Source organism: Alteromonas sp. G5_S2_22_S1, assembly GCF_054968525.1.
Window position 1 is genome coordinate 98,322 of sequence record NZ_JBQKUJ010000005.1, and the last position, 19,852, is coordinate 118,173.

At 44.1% G+C, this 19,852-nt stretch carries 15 protein-coding genes; all 15 read right to left on the reverse strand.

Annotated features, from left to right (window positions below; translation table 11 throughout):
- Positions 1–81 precede the first annotated feature (81 nt).
- The 15 genes from ACTRWF_RS07600 to ACTRWF_RS07670 all read right to left on the reverse strand — a co-directional run bounded on the left by ACTRWF_RS07600 (position 82) and on the right by ACTRWF_RS07670 (position 19,842).
- Positions 82–2,400: an efflux RND transporter permease subunit gene (locus tag ACTRWF_RS07600; protein ID WP_020743620.1), complete on the reverse strand. Its 2,319-nt coding sequence runs from the start codon at positions 2,398–2,400 to the stop codon at positions 82–84.
- Between the two features lie 15 nt (positions 2,401–2,415).
- Complete coding sequence (locus tag ACTRWF_RS07605) at positions 2,416–3,462, reverse strand: WD40/YVTN/BNR-like repeat-containing protein (RefSeq protein WP_020743619.1); 1,047 nt, start codon at positions 3,460–3,462, stop codon at positions 2,416–2,418.
- Positions 3,463–3,541: 79 nt separating this feature from the next.
- Complete coding sequence (locus ACTRWF_RS07610) at positions 3,542–4,909, reverse strand: DUF1329 domain-containing protein (RefSeq protein WP_020743618.1); 1,368 nt, start codon at positions 4,907–4,909, stop codon at positions 3,542–3,544.
- Between the two features lie 12 nt (positions 4,910–4,921).
- The gene (locus ACTRWF_RS07615) at positions 4,922–6,982 is read right to left on the reverse strand and encodes a DUF1302 domain-containing protein (RefSeq protein WP_020743617.1); all 2,061 of its coding nucleotides are present in this window, start codon (positions 6,980–6,982) and stop codon (positions 4,922–4,924) included.
- A 336-nt stretch (positions 6,983–7,318) separates the two neighbouring features.
- Positions 7,319–7,561: a DUF2835 family protein gene (locus tag ACTRWF_RS07620; protein ID WP_015067264.1), complete on the reverse strand. Its 243-nt coding sequence runs from the start codon at positions 7,559–7,561 to the stop codon at positions 7,319–7,321.
- A complete protein-coding gene (gene pepN / locus ACTRWF_RS07625; protein ID WP_462835319.1) occupies positions 7,548–10,157 on the reverse strand; it encodes an aminopeptidase N in 2,610 nt (869 codons plus the stop codon). Before pepN ends, ACTRWF_RS07620 begins: the two co-directional genes overlap by 14 nt.
- Positions 10,158–10,203: 46 nt before the next feature.
- On the reverse strand, positions 10,204–11,679 hold the full coding sequence (gene nhaC, locus ACTRWF_RS07630; RefSeq protein WP_024016331.1) for a Na+/H+ antiporter NhaC: 1,476 nt from the start codon (positions 11,677–11,679) through the stop codon (positions 10,204–10,206).
- Between the two features lie 71 nt (positions 11,680–11,750).
- Positions 11,751–13,085 (reverse strand): sodium-dependent transporter, encoded by a 1,335-nt coding sequence (locus tag ACTRWF_RS07635; RefSeq protein WP_020743615.1) that lies wholly within the window; start codon positions 13,083–13,085, stop codon positions 11,751–11,753.
- 82 nt (positions 13,086–13,167) lie between these two features.
- Complete coding sequence (gene prc / locus ACTRWF_RS07640) at positions 13,168–15,210, reverse strand: carboxy terminal-processing peptidase (RefSeq protein ID WP_012518490.1); 2,043 nt, start codon at positions 15,208–15,210, stop codon at positions 13,168–13,170.
- Positions 15,211–15,212: 2 nt separating this feature from the next.
- Positions 15,213–15,881 (reverse strand): RNA chaperone ProQ, encoded by a 669-nt coding sequence (gene proQ / locus ACTRWF_RS07645; RefSeq protein WP_462835320.1) that lies wholly within the window; start codon positions 15,879–15,881, stop codon positions 15,213–15,215.
- A 16-nt stretch (positions 15,882–15,897) separates the two neighbouring features.
- Positions 15,898–16,188: a hypothetical protein gene (locus ACTRWF_RS07650; RefSeq protein WP_012518488.1), complete on the reverse strand. Its 291-nt coding sequence runs from the start codon at positions 16,186–16,188 to the stop codon at positions 15,898–15,900.
- 2 nt (positions 16,189–16,190) lie between these two features.
- The gene (locus ACTRWF_RS07655; protein WP_012518487.1) at positions 16,191–16,646 is read right to left on the reverse strand and encodes a GAF domain-containing protein; all 456 of its coding nucleotides are present in this window, start codon (positions 16,644–16,646) and stop codon (positions 16,191–16,193) included.
- Positions 16,647–16,658: 12 nt separating this feature from the next.
- Positions 16,659–17,375, reverse strand: coding sequence for an SIMPL domain-containing protein (locus ACTRWF_RS07660; protein WP_462835321.1), 717 nt, complete (start codon positions 17,373–17,375; stop codon positions 16,659–16,661).
- Positions 17,376–17,694: 319 nt separating this feature from the next.
- Entirely contained in the window at positions 17,695–18,816 is a 1,122-nt protein-coding gene (locus ACTRWF_RS07665; protein WP_462835322.1) for an aminotransferase class V-fold PLP-dependent enzyme, read from the reverse strand.
- Positions 18,817–19,317: 501 nt separating this feature from the next.
- Positions 19,318–19,842, reverse strand: coding sequence for a gamma carbonic anhydrase family protein (locus ACTRWF_RS07670; protein ID WP_020743612.1), 525 nt, complete (start codon positions 19,840–19,842; stop codon positions 19,318–19,320).
- Positions 19,843–19,852: the final 10 nt, after the last annotated feature.

The window sequence follows — 19,852 nt, forward strand, 5'->3', positions numbered from 1 at the left end:
ACAGCATAGATAACTATGCAAAAAAGACCCAAAAAAAAGGGCCTAACGGCCCTTTTTTCTGCTTAGCTATGCAAAAATAATTTATGCACCGGGGTCGTTCTTATTCCACCATAGGAATCTTGCAAGTGCGGGCAGTACAATTATTGCCCCAAGCATGTTTACTACGAACATAAATGTAAGCAGTATACCCATATCCATCTGGAACTTAAGTGATGAGAACACCCATGTGCTCACGCCTATTGCTAGCGTAATACCGGTAAATAAAACAGCGCTTCCACGCTCTTTAAGTGCGGCGAAATAAGCTTCTTGCACCGTCGCACCTTTCTTCAACATTAAGCTCTTCGTAGAGAGTATATAAATACCATAGTCCACTCCGATGCCCACGCCAAGTGCGATAACTGGTAACGTAGAAACGGTGAGGCCAATTTGAAGGTATGTCATCAGTGCTTGGGCCAATACTGACACCACGTAAAGTGGGATAACCACTACTAAGGTCGCTCTGATTGAGCGGAAGCTAATAAGACATAGCGCAATTACCGCACCGAACACGTAAAGCATCATTGGGTCTTGCGCTGCACTCACTGCTTCATTAGTTGCGGCCATTACACCCACTGGGCCAGACGCTAAGCTAAACTTCATATCGTCACTTTGGTATTCAGCGCGATATGACTTAACGGCGTCAACGACGCGAGAAATCGTTTCAGCTTTATGATCTTCCATAAACAGGATTATAGGCATGACCGAGCAGTCGCCGTTTAATAGACCTGATGATGTTGGAACACGAGAAATAGCTTGAACTAAGGTTTGCTGGTTGCGCGGAATGACTTGCCACTTGACGTTACCTTCGTTGTAACCTGCATTTACAATTTTCGCTACCGAGGCCAACGATACTGCCGATTGAACACCTTGTACGTTTTCCATTTTCCACTGGAAGTCATCCATGGCCTTCATCACGCTATGCGATGTACATGCCTCTGGCGTAGTTTCTACCAAAATGGAAATGTAATCGACCGTAACTTCGTACTTGTCGGTAATAAGGAAAGTGTCTTGGTTGTATCGCGACGTCTCATGAAGTGCAGGTGCACCAGCATGCAAGTCCCCTATTTTCATATTCTGAGCTTGGAAGTGCCCGAATACAAATAAGATAGCGGTGACAATTAAGATGATTGCCGCCGGCTTTTTACGCGAACAAGATGCAATCACTTCCCAAAATTTTGAATTGGCGTTTTCCTTACCCGCAAATTTTTCTACATACTTTTGGTCAAGTTTCAAGAAACTCATCAATACAGGAAGCAGTAATAGGTTGGTAAGTATAATTACCGCCACACCCATACTCGCCGTTATTGCCAGTTCACGAATGATACCGATATCGATAACCAGTAGTGTCATAAAGCCTACTGTATCGGACAACAGCGCTATTCCGCCGGGAACCAACAAGTTTCTAAACGCCGCCATCGAGGCACGTTTTGCACCAATGCCTGTTACCGCCTGCTTTTCTACCGCATTGATCATCTGCACGCCGTGACTTACACCAATCGCAAATACAAGGAATGGAACCAAAATTGACATAGGGTCCATACCAAAGCCAATTGAAGTCAATAACCCGAGCTGCCAAATAACCGCAATAATCGAACATACTAACGGTAAAATAGTGAGCATAATGCTTCGAGAGAAGAAATACACCATAACCGCTGTGATAGCGATAGCTATGGCGAAAAAGACCAGTACGTCTTTTGCACCATCCGCCACATCGCCAATCATTTTCGCGAAGCCGATAATATGAATAGAAGTGTTATCGTTTTCGTATTGACCGCGAAGTTGCTCTTCAAGCTCTGCTGCCAGTGCTAGGGTGTCTAGCGGCTCACCGGTTTGAGGGTCAATATCAAGCAGTTGGGCTGTCACCATGGCGCAGCTGTAATCGCTTGAAACTTGTCGACCAACAATATTGGCCTTCTCAACGTTTGCTGCAACAAGCTCTAGGGCTTCGGGATTAGATGAATTGAAATCAGCCGGAATTACAGGCCCGCCAGCAAATCCGCCCTCTACAATCTCGGTAAAGCGGGTTGACGGAGAAAAAAGAGAAATAACCAGAGAACGGTTAACACCATTAATAAAAAACAACTGATCATGAACATTCTTAAGGGTATCGAAGAAGTTTTGATTATAGATATTGTCGTTTTTATCACACACGGATACTAGAATATTATTTGCCCCACCAAAATCTTGGCGATGCTCAATATAGGTTTTCATGTATTCGTGATTTAGCGGAATGTTTTTTTCAAAACCTGCGTCTAGGCGCATTTGTGAGGCTTGGTAACCTAGAAAAACCGTCGCAATGGTGAATAACGCCACCACAATCTTTCGGTTACCAAACACTAATTTTTCAAGGAAATGGGTCATTGTTCTTATACTGCCCTATTTTAAATTCAACGTTTTAATGCCATTTGCGGTAACAGCAATGCTTGTACCGTTAAACTGTGTGGCATTTAAAAGCGCGGCTTTATCTTTAATCTGAGATACGACAATGCCATCGTCAGCTTTGCAATCCGAAGGGTTGGCATAAGGGTCACGCATGCTAGTTGGAAGTGGGCGCTGTGCGCTAACCATCATTCCGTTGTTACCTAAAGCATAAACCTTCGACTCAGAGCCAATAAGAATTGAGTTAAGCGTACTGGTTGAACAGGTCTGAACGTACTCCCATTCACCTTGGTTTTTATTTACAAAAATGTTCCCGCGAAGGCCCACCGCCAAAACGGTGTTTTCATCTAACGGTTTAATATCGAAGAATGACCCTGTGTAATCAACATAATAGCGCTCCCACGACTGTCCCATATCGGTACTTTTGGCAAGCAAACCTGCTTCGCCCGCAAGGTAAAGCGTATCACCGTCAAGGGTAACGCGATTAAGGTGGGGTAATATAGATTCAAGTTCTTGTTGATAAAACGCCTCGTCTTCTTTGCGAACCTCTTCGAGATATTCTTGATCCATGGGGTCAAGCAGGCTGGCATGGCGCTCCGCAGCCCACGTCTTCCCACCGTCTAAAGTACGATAAAACAGGCCATAGGCACCGGTGGCTATACCTTGCTTATCATCAAAGAATAATACATCTAAAAATGGGCGTTGAAGATCAGGTTGATAATTTTGTATCTCCCAGGTTTCGCCCTTATCTGAAGAGTGAAGAATGACAGCGTCGTGACCTACTGCCCAAATATTTTCGCCAACAACCGTAGTTGCTGTAAGCGTTGATTGAGTTGGTACGGCTTTTTGATTAAACGCCTTACCATCTTCTGACACTAATACGTGACCGCGTTCACCGACAATAACGACAAATGAATCAGCGTCTATGTCCAAAAGAACCGATTGCTCAACCAATGGTGCCATGAATGCTTCTTCGGCAAGTGCAGCTGTAGAGTAATTAACTGCGAATGTGGCGGCAATGCACGCTGCAATGGTTTTTTTCATAATTAACCATTCCCCCTATTTATAATTGTCTGCATACAAAAACGGTCGGCAATTGCCAACCGTTTGTTGTGTAAGGCGATTAGCGCATACCTTCTCGTCGTAACGCCTGAGGCGTAAATTCTACGTCTCGGGGGCGTACGGTGAAGTCGTACATCTGCTCTTCGTTATCAAGGCCAATGGCCAAGTAACGACGAGAGTTCAAATCGTAATACGCATCTAGCGTTGACCACTGTGTAGGAACTTCATAGTAGTTCACACCATAAGCTACACCAACTCGATAGAGTTCGCCACGATTATCATACATATCAGCAACTTGAATTTGCCAGCTATCTTCATCAATGAAGAATACACGTTTTTGATAAATGTGACGGAAACCTTCTTTCAGCGTTGCTTCAACAACCCATACACGGTGTTTTTCCCAACGTGTAAGGTCTGGGTTAACGTGATTTGGCTTTAGAATATCTTCGTAAGAAGCACTATCTGAATGCAGTGCATAGTTGTTATACGCAACATACATTTCTTTCTTACCAACGAGGTTCCAGTCATAACGGTTTGGAGAGCCGTTAAACATATCGAAATCATCGGTAGTACGTAGGCCATCAGCCGCTGTTCCTGGCGTGTCGTAGGCGATATTAGGTGCTAGGCGTACACGACGCTGACCGGTGTTATACGTCCACGCTTTACGCGGCTCTTTAACTTGGTCAACCGTTTCGTGTACAAGCAACGCTGTCCCTGCCAAACGTGCTGGTTTAGTTACCTTTTGCTTAAACATAAACAAAATGTTGTCTTCTGTAAGCTTCTCTGGCGTCGCGTCTTCTTCTGCATATTTAATAAGCAACTGCTCATCAAAACCGATTACGTTGTAATCACCACCGGTAGTAACTGCTGCTTGTCCACCGTTACGCTGAACCGCTGCTCCGCGATAACGAAGAATGTGGTTCCAAATTGCTTCGAGACCGTTTTGTGGTATTGGAAATGGGATACCCAAAACTGCACCTTTAAGACCATTACCGTCGTCGAGAAGCTCTGCGCGAGTTGCGTTTACCTTAGTCGCATCATAAATAGCCTGAGGGTTTGACGCAGAGCGGCGGGTTGGGTAAACCGGCATACGGAAAGTTTCTGGGTAAGCCTCGAAAAGCTTCTTCTGGCCTTCAGACAAGAATTCCGCATATTCTTTATAGTTCTGCGCTGTTATCTCGAACAACACCTTGTCTTCTGGGTATGGGTCAGGGTGATGATCACCTACTGTGTAACCAGCCGGTGCTGAGGTAATACCGCCAGTCCAAGCAGGGATACTGCCATCAGCATTACCCGCTTTTTCTGCGCCAAGCGGCGTAAGTTCGTTACCTAATTTGTTTGCGTCTGCTTCAGACACTTTAGCCATAGCGCTTGAACCAGATAAAGCCAGTGACAAGGCCGCAGCGATAATTCCTACTTTTCTAATCATAAATACCACTCTTTAGATTGCATATTTGATGTTAAACGAAACGAAGTCTCTGTCAGATAGCGCATTAGTTGTACCAATGCCGCCCCAGAATGCACTGTAAGACGCCGTTGCAGACCATTTACTTAAATAGTCGAACGTGAAAGAAAGTGCAGCAGACTTAACATCTTCTGTGAAAAGGAATAATGGATCTGGCGTAGTACCCTCAACGTCATGAGAGAAAGTACCGCGAACACGAAGGTTCATGCCAGCGAATATTGAGTTGTAGTCAGCAACCGCCAATAAGCGATAGCCCCACGCGTCGTCAGTTGCAAACGGGTTAGTCTCTGGGCCGTCTGAAAGCCCAATATGTAGACCTTCACGAGAGTTACCGTTAATTGGTTCGAGTGACGGTGTGCGAGCAGTACCCGGTGCGTTCAAACGAATTACGTCTGGGTCTGGCATATCAACAACGTTTACATAACCTACTTCACCTAGAAGCACGAAATTGTCAGAGCCAAATTTAGGACCAAATACATGTGACGCGGTGAACTGCATTTGCCATGTATCAGAGAAAAGGAAACCCTCTGCAGTTTCACCTGGGCCAACCGCTCTACCAATGTTATTTAGCTGAGAGATTCCCTCAAGATCTGGACGTAGACCTGCGTTAGCTAACTGTTCAGGCATACCCATGTAAAGTAACTCTACATCATCTATTTGAAGTGGTTCATCTACGCGATAGGCAAATTCACCAGCAAGAGCCGTAGTACCAATGTTGGTGTTAAAGCTCATACCGTAAAGTTTGATGTCTTCTGGATAGTAGAATTCAGACTGCGTGAACGCACCCAACTCTGTAATGTTATCTCGAGTAACCGTGTTAGTGGCTAGGAACGCTAGGTCTGCCCCGATACCTTCAGCAGTAAAGTCTGATGTTTTACCTGAAATAAGCGGGCGCTGGCTGTGATAGTTAATGTGATAGAAACTAAATTCTGTTTCATTCAAATTCTCAGCGAACCACGTCAAGCGCAAGCCATATTGACCTTGGTCGTCTGCATCATTATGCGCATCATCCGAGAAGCCACGAATGGCAACTTTTGTCGGATAAGCGAGATAAGCCTGAGATATATCTGCAGCATCAGCGCCTGAACGTAATAAATCACCGTAACCATTCAATGCAGTCAATAAATGATCTAGGTCAATATCAGGGTTACCACTAAAACCTAATTGAATATTCTGGCGTTGACCGCCCTCACCTGCAAAGTCGTTACCCGCGAAGTAGCTGCCCGACACAGGGAGCCAGCTGCGTTGCCACTCATATTGATAATAACCTGAAATACTCACCGTATCGGTAAGGCCCAAAGACGCATAAACCATACCTACCGGTAAGAATACTTCTTTAAGTTCGGCACCTGGTGCACGAGCACGCGTTACATCCACAGGGTTGGTCGTGTTAATACCATGCTGAATGAAAGTACTCTCACCCCAGCTGATTACTTGGCGGCCAACACGAAGGGTAAGTGGCTTGTCGCCAATCCACCAATCGCCATAGAAGAAAGCATCGTACAAACGAACGTCTGTACATAAAAGGTCTTCCGCCTCTGGATCTTGACACAGGTCGTATTGGTTGCCCGTTATCGGGTTAGAATATGGACGATCACCATCCATTTGCTCAAAATCATAGAACCAGAAACCCCTTGCGAAGAAACCGTAGTCACCGAAGTTAATATCTAATTCATGTGTACCTGAAATTTGCGTTGCAAACGCGTCACCTGGATCGTGTGCAAGGTTACCAAGGTCACCATTAGTAGAATAAGCACCATCGGCTAAACCCCACACATCGCCACTTGGGTATAAAGGATTGAATGCTGCGTGATAACCGCTCCAATCGAACTGAGGGTGGTTACTGTTACCGATAAGGTCGTAATCTCGTGCTTCAGTTCGAATGCTAGTAGCTAAGGTAAATGTTGAATCTAAAGATATACTCACATCACCTACCTGCCAATTTGCAGCGTGTACAGGTACTGCAGCAGCACCTAACAGTGAGAGAACTCCCGCTGCTACCGGTGATATCTTAAAAGCGCTAGGCCCATTTTTCATATTTTTATACTCCCAAGTCGATGTGACTTAATACGTGACATCATGACCAACCATAACGATTAACAAAATCATTACATCATTTTGCCATAACCGCAAGAACTAATCCTACCAGTTAACAAAATTTACAACATTAGTCGTATCAAATAGTTATTGCTTTATTGTGAGTATAAAAGGCATTTATAATCTCGCAGGAAAAATGTACAGATTTGTTGTGATTTTGTATTTAATGCGCTTTTCAGGGGTGTGAGCGATATGTGAGCTTAACTAACCTAAACAAGGAAGCTGCACGAGAGAGGTTGTGAAATGAAAATGACGTGCATCATAAGTTCAAAGGCCCTACGCGAGCCTTTCAAAAGATTTAATTTTTTTATTGATATCAACGACCATCCTGAAACGGCCCTTTATACCCTGTGATGTTACAAACTGGCGAAGCCGGTTTGTAGGTACTTGTACACTAAGGCCTGACTCGCTAACCATAACAACATCAGGCATAGTTGGGGCATACAGCACCTCACATTGTTTGTAAGGTGCGTTTATTGAAAAGTAAAAGACAGCGTCAGTCGGGCTAATGCTTGTCATAAGCAAGGCTTTTACTTACTTTTTCGAACACGTCTTTACTTAAGCCTTTATGATTTAATAAACGCCCAAGCTGCTGTTTCATCAATACTTGATGTTCGTTTGCAAACCCTTGCCACTGCGTTAGTGGTGTTACAATTCGCGCTGCTACTTGCGGGTTAACTGCATCGAGCTTAAGCAAATAGTCGGTAACAAACTTATACCCACTGCCATCTAATGCATGGAACCTTTCGCTGTTATAAAAAGCAAAACTTCCAATAACAGAACGTACGCGATTCGGGTTACTCATTGCGAACTGCGGGTGTTCACAAAGCATGGTAATAGTGGCAAAAATATCGTCACGATTTTGCGTAGCGTGAAGCGCAAACCACTTGTCTAATACCAGTGGGTCGTGATTCCACGTTGCTTCAAATCGTGCCATTAGGGTATCAAATGTCGCGGAATTACAATGTTGAGCGCTTCTTAGAGCCCCTAGTGTATCGGTCATGTTATCTGCAGCATCAAACTGCGCGACAATAGCGCCTTCATGTTGAGGTAACCGTGCTAAGTGTGCAAGCACCACATTCTTGCAGCGACGTTGGTTTACTGCGTCTTGCGTGTAACTGTATGATGCTGCATCTATGTTGTTAAATACTTGCAATAATTCTTGCTCAAGCGCTTGTGCAAATTGATCACAAAATGCTTTTCGCGCTTTCGAAAGTGCAGAAACGTTAATGTTACTGCGGCTTTGACACAAGGTTTCAAATGACGGGATAACTAAGCACTCACCTAACAACTCAAGATTACTTTGCTCTTGTGCAATTGCTTGCTTGATGCCTTCCCAAATATCATTGCTAATCGCACAGCCTGGTGCATCTTCAATCTGTTTAATACAGCGGTCGTATAGGGTCTGCATTGCATCCCAACGATTAAACGGGTCTTTGGCATACTTAAAGATAGTGAGCAGTGATGCTGTATCAAGTGGGTTTTCGACTTTAGCCGGCGCAGAAAAATTACCCAACACCACAGGCGTTAATGAAGCATTTTCGGCATTTACGGTAAAACTCATCGAGGGCGCATTCAAAATTACCATGCCATTTTGAATCATCGACTCATTATCAGTGTATGTATTTCCTTCATCATCAATAATTTCAATGTTTACCGGAATATACAGCGATTCCTTTTCACTTTGATCGGACGTGGCGGGCGTATGTTGTGACAAGGTAAACGTATGGACAACGTCATCATTGTCATCGTTTTGAATTTTATGCTCGACAGAGATAACCGGTGTTCCGGACTGACTGTACCAACGTGCAAACTGGGTTAAATCTAAATCAGTAGCAGACTGCATAGCTGAAATAAAGTCGTCACATGTTACCGCTTGCCCATCATGGCGTTTAAAGTACTCATCCATTCCACGCCTAAAGCCATCTGGGCCTAAAAGCGTATGGAACATACGGATCACCTCAGCGCCTTTATCGTATACCGTAACCGTATAGAAGTTATTCATTTCAATCACTTCTTCGGGGCGGATAGGATGACTCATTGCGCTGGCGTCTTCAGCAAATTGGTGCTCTCGCATGACCCGCACATGTTTAATGCGATTACTAAGCGCTGATGTCATATCAGCACTGAACTGCTGGTCTCTAAATACCGTTAGCCCCTCTTTAAGACTTAGCTGAAACCAATCTCTGCAGGTGACGCGGTTGCCTGTCCAATTATGGAAGTATTCGTGTGCAATCACAGATTCTACATTGAAAAAATCATCGTCTGTCGCGCTTTCTTGGTCGGCCAGAACAAATTTGCTATTAAAAACATTAAGCCCTTTGTTCTCCATTGCCCCCATATTAAAGAAGTCGACGGCCACTATCATGTAGATATCAAGGTCGTATTCTAGGCCAAAGACGTCTTCATCCCACTTCATCGCCCGTTTCAATGATTCTAAGGCGAACCCTCCTTGAGACTTTTTACCTTTATCAACATAAAGCTCAAGGGCGACTTCTTTACCACTGCTTGTCGTATAACTATCGGTAAGTAAATCAAAATCACCGGCAACAAGCGCAAAAAGGTAACAAGGTTTTGGGTGGGGGTCGTGCCATTTAACAAAGTGGCTGCTCGCGTCAATATCTCCTTTGTCAACTGGGTTACCGTTGGCTAGCAGCATAGGAATAGATTTATCAGCTACTACAGTAACCGTATAAACTGACAAGACGTCTGGGCGGTCCATAAAATACGTAATACGACGAAAGCCTTCAGCTTCACATTGTGTGCAATATGCGCCGCCTGAAAGGTACAAGCCCTCGAGTGCTTTATTGTGCTCAGGAGCAATAGTTGTCGTAATGACTAACTCAAACGTATCGAGTTCGCTGTTAATACTTAGCGTATTGTCACCAAGGGTGTAAAATTCTTCAGATAAAGCTTCGCCATTAACGGCTATGGCATTAAGCTCTAGTCCGTCCCCATCTAGCACTAAGGGGGCGTTGTGCGCGCCGTTACGCGCGATGGCAAGGGTACTAACAACCTTAGTTTCGGTTGGGTGAAGCGTAATGTGTAGGTCAACTGTCGCTATTGAAAAAGCGGGCGGCTGATAATCCGCCCGGCGTTTAGCTTGAACTGACATAGATCCTCCTAAAAGAAAGCCTACGTGGATGTAATGGAACGTTTTTTTAAACGGTTTCTTTACTGTTTACTTCAACCGTAGGTGGTGTGATTCGTAAAATCTTAATACCTAAATACGCATAGATAATAGCAAGGATCGGATTGATAACGTTAAAGAAAGCATAAAACACGTAGTCAAACGGATTCACAAGCAATACGCTGTGCATATAAGCACCACACGTGTTCCATGGAATAAGTGGAGAGGTAAGCGTGCCGCCATCTTCAAGGCTACGAGACAAGTTGAGTTGATCTAAACCACGCTTTTTAAACTCTTCTTTGTACATACGCCCTGGCATAACAATAGATATATACTGGTCAGCAGTAACAAGGTTTGTACCAAAACAAGTAAGAATAGTACGGCTGACCATATCGCCCGCCGATTTTGCGCCAAGTAAAATAGCAGATACCGCGCGTTTAAGTAGGCCAACCCGTTCAAGTACTGCGCCAAAAGACATTGCGCAAATGATTAGCCAAATAGTATTAAGCATGGATGACATACCACCGCGAGACAGCAAGCTATTTAAGTTCTCGTCGGGTGTAGAAAAGCTTACGCCGTCAAAAAGCGCCGTCCACACGACTTTTAGTGCGCCAACATTGGCTGAGTCGTCGCTGCTTGCCATAGACATTACTACATCCCACTGAAATACCACTGCCCAAACACCGCCTAACAGCGCACCGATAAATACCGCAGGAAACGCAGGCATTTTTTTAATGGCAAGTGTAAGCAATACAACCAACGGAATAAGCAGGTGCCAACCTAGGTCGAAGGAGGCATTTAAAAGCTGCTGCATTTGTTCAATGCGCTCTGCCTTAGCTTCGCCTACTTCACTGAATCCTAAGATGGTAAATAAAACAAGCGCGATAACAAAGCTTGGGATAGTAGTCCAAAGCATATAGCGAATATGTTCAAACAAATCGGTTCCAGCTACTGCGGGTGCTAAGTTTGTTGTTTCTGACAACGGAGAAATCTTGTCGCCGAAATACGCACCAGAAACCACTGCGCCTGCGGTTATCGCCGCTGACATTTCCATACCTGCGGATACGCCCATTAGCGCGACACCGACGGTAGCTGCGGTAGTCCAAGAACTTCCAATACTCATCGCTACAACGGCACAAATTAAACATGCTGCGGCATAGAAAAAAGAGGGGTTAAGTAACTCTAAACCAAAATATATTAGGGTTGGAACCGTACCCGCTAGCATCCAAGTACCGATAAGTGACCCAACAGCAAGAAGAATTAAGCAGGCACCTAGGGACATAGAAATACCGTCAACAATGCCCTTTTCTATCGTTTTCCAGCTATAGCCATTTTTCATGCCAATAATAGCAGCTAAACCCATAGCGAGAAGAAGTGCAATTTGGTTCGGGCCGTAAGACGAGTTATCAGCGAAAAGGTACACTGCGCTTCCCATCATTACTATAAGAGCAAGTATAGGAAGAAGTGCATCGAGAAGTGACGGCGTTCTTAATTCTTTATTCGTCATTGTCGTTTTTAAAAACCTTATTATTGTATTTACAACGGGCTACGCGTGTTGAATTCATTGTACACCGAGGGTTAAAACACCGAGCGATAGAACATCAACGCTATGATTACTGGGCAAACAAAGCGCACATACCACGGCCAGATTTTCCAAAAGATGCTGTGCTCAGCAAACTGATCGCCTTGCTTTAGTTCTTCTAATATTGCGTCTCGTCTCCATACCCACCCTGCAAATATGCAAAGCGCTAACCCTAGTAAGGGTTGGCTGTACTCGGTGGTAAGCGCAATAACAAAGCCAAACAGCAATTCAAAATTAAGAATAATGACGCAGCTTAAAATGAAGATAATGGTGGCCATCAGCAACACGGCTTTTTTGCGTTTTAAGCCTTTGCTTTCCACCATATAGGCGACCGGGACTTCTAGCATCGATATTGACGACGTGACCGCAGCAATGGCCATGAGTGCAAAAAACGTAAAGGCTACAAACAGACCGACAGTGCCAATGGTTTCGAATAAGGCAGGCAGTACCTTGAAAATAAGTGAGTCACCTTGAATTAACGCACCTTCTGGCGTAAAGATTTCCACACCGTTATTTAAAGCGACGTACATAGCGGGAATAATTAGCATACCTGCAATAACTGCCACGCCAATATCAACCAAGGCTACAGATGCACCAATGGTGGGTAAGTTTTCTTTTTTGCTTAAATACGAGCCGTAAACCAACATAGTGCCCACGCCTAAGGACATGGAAAAGAACGCCTGCCCCATGGCGTTGATAAGTAACTCTGGGTCTAACACGCGTGAAAAGTCGGGCACTAAATAGGCCGCCCAGCCTTCTGAAGCACCGGGTTGCAAACTTACATATACAATCAACGCAAGAATGAGAATAACCAAGGTGGGCATTAGTCGAACCGACCACTTCTCTATACCTGCTTTTACCCCACCCACAACAATAAATGCGGTTAAGCTCATGAAAAGAAAGCAAAATAAAATGTTACGCGTAACCGAAGAGGTAAGCAGCCAGTCACTTGCGCTAGATAGCCCGACAATATTGACTGCCGAGTCAGCGAAGTAAACCAGCATCCAACCGCCAACAATGGCATAAAAAGCAAGAATAAGTGAAACTGTAATACAGCCCCATATACCAGTCGCTCTACCAATGAAGTTACCGGATATTTTGCCTAAGGCATCAACCATGTTAGAACGTGAGCTGCGCCCTATTATAAGCTCAGCCATTAGAACGGGGTATGCAAGTACGAATGCGAGAAGTAAGTAGACGAGGACAAACGCTGCACCACCGTTGCTCGCTACCTTGGTGGGAAAACCCCAGATATTGCCGAGTCCAACTGCCGAGCCTGCCGCTGCTAGCACGAACCCAATTCTAGAGGAAAATTCGCCTCTGATAGCCATGTTATTTCCCTTTATTATTGTTTTAATAATTTATAGACACAAAAAAAGGGCTGGCCCTAGACCAGCCCTTTCTTCTAATCATTTAGTTTCTTGTTATTGCGTAACGGCCTGTTTCAATCATATCGAAAGTTATATTGGCCGCTTCATCTAAGAATGGGTCTAATTCTTCCATATCTTCAGGTAGGTCGTCCAATGTTGAGACCGTTTCCATTCCCATACGCTGTAAACGTTCGTTAGCACGAGCAAGCGACTTTTCTTCCGCTTCTTTTTTCTCTGCTTCACGTTCAGACTTAACTAATGAAATAAAATCCTTGTCTTTATTTTCTTTATATTCCTTGATGTCTTCATGAATATAAGAAAATTCAGGATCTTGCATAATACGCTTATTGTGTTTAGCAGTCAGCACATCTAGCGCCGCGGTGCCATCAGCAAAGGTAGTGTAATTTGCACGATTAATGCTATCCCACGGCAATGCATTTTCAGCCTGACTCTCGCCCCACTCTGCAGGTTCTACGGCAGATGGATAAAGGATATCTGGAATTACACCTTTGTGCTGCGTGCTTCCGCCATCAATGCGATAGAACTTAGCAATAGTAAATTGAACACTACCTAATGGATTATCGTACAGGTCGTAAATTTTGCCTAAGCCGCGATGTTGTTGCACCGTGCCCTTACCAAAGGTTTGTTCACCGACGATTAATGCTCTGTTGTAGTCTTGCATGGCAGCTGCAAATATTTCCGACGCAGAGGCGCTGTATCTATCGACAAGTACAGTTAACGGACCGTCGTACGCAACTTCACCATCGGTATCGCGGTTTACGCTAACCTTACTTTGGCCATAACGAATTTGAACCACTGGCCCTTTTTCAATGAATAGACCTGTTAGCAGTGTCGCTTCGGTAAGTGACCCGCCGCCATTACCGCGTAAATCAACAATTACCCCTTTAACATTTTGTGCTTTTAAGCTTTCAATTTCTTTTGCAACATCCATGCTTAGGTTGTTGTAAAAACTTGGGATAGTAATAACGCCAAGGGGCTCATCTGCATGAGGGCCTGTTTCAGGGACGTAAACCTCAGACTTAGCAGCCCGATCTTCAAGTTTGATCTTATCGCGGGTAAGGCTTACAACTGACGTGGTTTTCGACTCGGTCGCCCCTTTTTCGACTTGAAGACGAACCGTACTACCCTTTGGCCCTTTTATAAGCTCAACCACTTCGTCCAAACGCCAGCCGATAACATCGACGAATTCTTCATCGTCTTGCGCTACACCAACAATTTTGTCTTCCGGCTTAATTGCACCTGACTCATCGGCAGGACCGCCTGGAACAACACTTTTAATAACGGTGTAGTCGTCTTCACTTTGTAACACCGCGCCTATTCCTTCGAAAGACAAGTTCATGTCCATCTGGAAACGTTCGGCATTGCGGGGAGATAAATAACTTGTGTGCGCTTCAATTGTGCGTGCAAAAGCGTTCATTGCCGTTTGGAAAACGTCTTCGCTTTTTGCTTGCTTTGTACGTTTAATGGCACGTGTATAGCGTTTAGTTAGAAGCGCTTTCGCTTCTTCCCATGTCTTGTCAGCAAGAATAAGATTCAGCGCATCGTATTTAACACGTTGACGCCAAATTTCATCTAGCTCGGCTTTATTCGCCGGCCACTCAGCGTCTTCTCTGTCATAAAAGAACTTGTCTCCTTCTTTTTCGAAGTCGAACGGCCCTTTTTCTAATAAGTCTAACGCGAATTCATAGCGTTCTATACGGCGTTTTGCGCTTACATTGTACATGTCATAAGCGACTGACAGGTTGCCTTTACTCAGCGCATCATCGAATAGCGTGCGATATTTTTCAAAACTCACAACGTCAGATAACAATAAAACTTGCTTATTATGATCTAACGAATCGATAAAGCGCTGATAAACTCGTGCCGAGAGGACGTCATCCAACGCGATTTCCTTGTAATGCGCCCTAGTGAAGAGTGCGCTTACTCGCTTAGCCGCAACACTGTGCTGAGATTCCTGTTGCAAAATAGGAAGCTCGTCTACTTCTGGTGTTGACGTAACAGCACCTGCTCCTACCCCAACGGTAAGAAAAGCACTGGCGATGGAAATTCGAAGGATGTCTCTCATATTTACGACCTCTTGGAGCGTGCCAAACGTAAAGCGTCTGCGTTTACTTTAACTACCATGCCTGAGTCTAGTTGAACGTGAATACCATCTTTAGCAACTTCGGTGATTACTGCTGGCATAGGTGCTTTACCTAATTTAACGGTAACTTGCGTACCTTGTTGTAAATCGCTATCTGTCAATTTCGCAGGTGGTGTTGTGTTTGGTCTGTTATTTTTCGGTTTAGTTCCGCGCTTAGTATCAGCATGGTCCGAATTTGCAGATTTTTCACCTTTTGGACGGTTAAATTGTCGTTTATCTTTGCGCTTGGGCTGTTGAGCTAGCTTAGCTTTGCGCTTTTCGGCAGCTTTAGCTTTGCTTTCATCTAGCTGTTGTTTAGCGTGGTCTGCATGCTCTTTTTCAATAGCATCGCCTTCTACGCCGTCTAAGTCCACGCGATTAGCACCTTCTTTGATGCTGTACAAATAACGCCAGCTGTTGGTGTAATGGCGAAGCGTTGAACGAAGTAATGTTTTACTTACGCGTTCATCTTTTTCTAAACGTTCGGCAAGATCTTGAAAAATACCGATCTTGAGTGGGCGGGCCTCGCCTTCAATGCTAAAACATTTCGGAAAGGTCTCTGCAAGGAAAGCTATTACTTCCTTACTATTGGTAAACTTCTCTGGTGATTCCATTAACTTTCTAAATTATTCAGGAGATTTCATCGTTAACTGCATCATCCCAAGTTGCCAGCGTGTGGTCAACCCAATCAAGCAATTCGTCGTCATCTATTTCTAATAAATGTCTATCTTGTTGCCAAGATTCCCATGCGTAGTGCAAAATTTGCTCTAAACGCTGTGTTTCAATATCTTCTTCGGCGTTGTCATAAACGGCATGTAGAATAAAGTTTAAACGTTCAGATGCCTCATCTGGGTCATCGTGAAAGTCTTCCATATCCTCAAACGTGGATAAAACAACGTGAATATCAACACTGGATTTCATAACTATTTCTGCGAATCCATAAGAATTTGAGCAATTTCAACAAGCCCTTTTTCGTCTTCTTCTGTAAAACGTTCAAATACAGGACTGTCGATATCAAGTACACCAACAAGGCTGTCATTTAGCACAAGAGGAACGACAATTTCCGAGTTTGATGCTGCATCACATGCAATATGACCTTCAAACTGATGAACATCAGCAATACGCTGTACGGTACGAGTACTTGCACTTGTACCGCAAACGCCTTTCCCTAATGGAATACGAATACATGCGGGTTGACCTTGAAACGGGCCTAATACCAGCTGTTCTTCTTTGTAAAGATAAAAACCAGCCCAATTCACTTCTTCAAGGTGGTTGAATAAAAGCGCACTGATATTGGCCATATTGGCGATAAGGTCGTGTTCACCAGAAACCAAGCTTTTAGCTTGATTGATTAACTGGCTGTACTGTGGTTCTTTCAAACGATATTCCTGCTATTGAACAATTTTAAATGAGACATTTACACGCGCTTCAATACGTTCTTGACCAGGCAGCGACATAGACATGTCTTTGGCAAAAGCTTCGGCGCGCATTACTGGAATCGGCATATTGCCACCAGATTCAGAGATTGCAACTACTTCACCTACTTCAACCTCTAATTCTTTCGCTAATAACTGTGCACGTTGCTTTGCGTTCTTAACCGCTGCAATAAGTGCTTTTTGATAAGCATCACCTTCACCAACAGAAATAAAGTTAAATTGTTGTATGCGGTCAACGCCTCGTTTAAGTACGCCATCGAGTACTTTGTCATAGGTTTCTAAATCAGTCGATGTAACAGTGATATCGCGAGATAACGTGAAGCCTTCTTGCTGTCTACCTTGAGGCGTATTTATATAGCGCGGTTGTAAGCGAACTTGCATACTTTGTATATGCTTTTGTTCAATGCCCTGCTCAAGCAGGAACGTAACAATAGCGCGCAAATCTGAATCGAGTTGGGTATTGAGTTTGCCTACCGTGTTGCCCTGCTCTTCCACAACAAGCGTTACAGAGTAAGCGTTGGGCGTCACCTCTATGGCACCTACCCCTTGTACACTTATGCTAGCGCTCTCGGCGGCGCTCGCACAGACAAATGGCGTTAATAACGCCAAGAACGCTGATGCTATAAGCGCTTTTGAAGGTATTGCATTTTTTTTAAGCGAAAGTAGTTTCATAGGGTTTCCTTATTGATGGTGTTATTTAATGTAATCATCTTAGGTCTCATCAGACTTAAATGACAATGATTACTAAATACCAAGGATAAGCGTTTATAACTGAATAGTTTATGAATACTCGGGCTAACCGCATAGTAACACTGAATATGAGCTAGGTTATCTGATACGTCGGTGAAAAGTAGTTTTTATACGGTAAGGGCGCCGGAAAGCGATGAAAATAGTTGCCCCTTAGGCAACCAACTGGTCCTAGCGTCGGTGTTCACAAGCGGGTGAACACCGACGCTTAAGCTTACGAGACAAAAGCCTGTGCATTGGGGCTTTACTTTAATACAGTTCGAAGCGCAGCAAGGCAGTGGTCGATGTTACGCGGCTTGCACGCGTATCCCATTAAACCAATGCGCCATACTTTGCCTGCGTGTTCACCCAAGCCAGCGCCTATTTCTAGGCTGAAGTCTTCCAACAGTTGCTTGCGAACCGAAGCATCGTCTATGCCTTCTGGAATTTTTACTACGTTTAACTGAGGTAAACGGTAGTTGCTATCTACGGTTAAATCTAATCCTAAATCATGTAGACCAGCAGCCAGCTTAGCATGGCCATTGGCATGGCGCTTCCACGCATTTTCTAATCCCTCTTCTCTTAAAATAAGAAGCGCTTCATACATGGCATACATACTATTTACTGGTGCCGTGTGGTGATAAGCGCGCTTAGCGCCTTGCCCCCAATAGCCAACAATAAGGTTCATATCTAAAAACCAGCTTTGTACTTTGGTTTTCCGGTTCTGTATAACGTTCACTGCTCTTTCACTAAATGAAACAGGTGAAATACCTGGAACGCAGCTCAAACATTTTTGTGAACCTGAATAAATTGCATCAATTTCCCAACCGTCTACATCTAACTCAATACCACCTAACGAAGTAACGGCATCAACGATACTTAGGCAGTCGTACTGTTTAGCGAGAGCACAAAGTGCCTGGGCTTCATTACGTACGCCAGTGGACGTTTCGGCGTGTACGAAAGCAAGTACCTTGATAGCAGGGTCTGCTTTTAACGCATCTTCTACTGCATTTAAATCGGTTTGCTCGCCCCATGTATTGTTGACGGTTATCGCTACCCCGCCACAGCGTTCAACATTTTCGACCATGCGCATGCCAAACACGCCGTTTATGCAAACCAGGACTTTATCGCCTGGCTCTACAAGGTTCACAAAACACGCTTCCATTCCCGCCGAACCAGGTGCGGAAATTGGCATTGTTAACGCATTCTCGGTTTTAAAAGCGTTCTGAAGTAGTTGTTTGGTCTGGTCCATTAATTCAATGAACAACGGGTCTAAATGACCAAGTGTTGGCCTTGCCATAGCATTCAGTATGCGAGGGTTAACGTCGGACGGTCCAGGTCCCATCAAGGTGCGTTCAGGGGGAATAAAAGTAGATAGCGATTGCATAATCCATCCTCTTAGCGATGTAAGGCGTGTTTATAATATTAATATCGTAATCCATAGTTACGATAACTTTCGACATACTACAATGTTAATAAAAAGGAACAACCACCTGTTCCCAAGATAAATAACATGAATGGGAAATTGGTTATAGATTCTAAATCGTATATATAGAACACTAAGTAAGAAGCGCTAAATAAAAGTAGATAGCAAATGGGTAGTGAAATAGCCGTTGAGCGAAGCACATCCGACCAGATTGTAGTCACTTGATAAGCATAGGTTTAGTACTACAATTAGCCTAAGTTAAGGTGTGTAAGATAAAATTCACACAAAAATTGTTTAAAAAATATCCAGCCGTATTCTATAATTAAATTCTGTTTGGAAGATTTTGTTATAACTCTCCCAGTAAAAGTTAGCGCACGGCTCAGCAATGAGCCATTCCCCTAGGCCCGGAACGTTTGTTCTGGGCATTTTTTATGGGGTACGCGAAAGTTAAGTTAAAAGATACTACTCGTTTATTAACGTTAGTGACGCTAGATAGTTTTTAGCGTTCTCAACATAATGCGCCGCCGACGCTTGTAGTTTAGGCTCTACGCTACTATCGAAACTTCTGATTACTTTTCCGGGTGAGCCAACAACTAAACTGTAATCGGGAATTTCCATGTTTTCGGTGATTAGTGCGTTCGCGCCAATAATACAATACTTGCCAATTTTAGCGCCGTTCAGCACAACAGCATTGATGCCCACCAGCGAATAATCGCCAATTTCACACCCGTGAAGCATGACTTTGTGCCCAACAGTTACACCGGTACCAAGAGCTAGTGGAATACCCGCGTCTGTATGAAGCACACTACCGTCTTGTATATTAGTGTTTTCACCCACTGTTATCTTGTCCATATCCCCGCGTATTACGGCATTGAACCAGACGCTAGCGCCTTTTTTCAGTTCAACATTACCAATAACGTGGGCGCCCGGCGCAATAAATACGCTTTTATGAACATCAGGTGTTTCTGAACCTAACTTATAACGCATGCCTATCTCC

Excerpts from the sequence above, each read along its gene's own strand:
- ACTRWF_RS07670 (WP_020743612.1), bottom strand. The coding sequence starts at position 19,842 with ATGCGTTATAAGTTAGGTTCAGAAACACCTGATGTTCATAAAAGCGTA.
- ACTRWF_RS07650 (WP_012518488.1), bottom strand. The coding sequence starts at position 16,188 with ATGAAATCCAGTGTTGATATTCACGTTGTTTTATCCACGTTTGAGGAT.
- ACTRWF_RS07600 (WP_020743620.1), bottom strand. The coding sequence starts at position 2,400 with ATGACCCATTTCCTTGAAAAATTAGTGTTTGGTAACCGAAAGATTGTG.
- pepN (WP_462835319.1), bottom strand. The coding sequence starts at position 10,157 with ATGTCAGTTCAAGCTAAACGCCGGGCGGATTATCAGCCGCCCGCTTTT.
- ACTRWF_RS07665 (WP_462835322.1), bottom strand. The coding sequence starts at position 18,816 with ATGCAATCGCTATCTACTTTTATTCCCCCTGAACGCACCTTGATGGGA.
- ACTRWF_RS07635 (WP_020743615.1), bottom strand. The coding sequence starts at position 13,085 with ATGGCTATCAGAGGCGAATTTTCCTCTAGAATTGGGTTCGTGCTAGCA.
- ACTRWF_RS07620 (WP_015067264.1), bottom strand. The coding sequence starts at position 7,561 with ATGACAAGCATTAGCCCGACTGACGCTGTCTTTTACTTTTCAATAAAC.
- ACTRWF_RS07615 (WP_020743617.1), bottom strand. The coding sequence starts at position 6,982 with ATGAAAAATGGGCCTAGCGCTTTTAAGATATCACCGGTAGCAGCGGGA.
- nhaC (WP_024016331.1), bottom strand. The coding sequence starts at position 11,679 with ATGACGAATAAAGAATTAAGAACGCCGTCACTTCTCGATGCACTTCTT.
- proQ (WP_462835320.1), bottom strand. The coding sequence starts at position 15,881 with ATGGAATCACCAGAGAAGTTTACCAATAGTAAGGAAGTAATAGCTTTC.
- ACTRWF_RS07605 (WP_020743619.1), bottom strand. The coding sequence starts at position 3,462 with ATGAAAAAAACCATTGCAGCGTGCATTGCCGCCACATTCGCAGTTAAT.
- prc (WP_012518490.1), bottom strand. The coding sequence starts at position 15,210 with ATGAGAGACATCCTTCGAATTTCCATCGCCAGTGCTTTTCTTACCGTT.
- ACTRWF_RS07660 (WP_462835321.1), bottom strand. The coding sequence starts at position 17,375 with ATGAAACTACTTTCGCTTAAAAAAAATGCAATACCTTCAAAAGCGCTT.
- ACTRWF_RS07610 (WP_020743618.1), bottom strand. The coding sequence starts at position 4,909 with ATGATTAGAAAAGTAGGAATTATCGCTGCGGCCTTGTCACTGGCTTTA.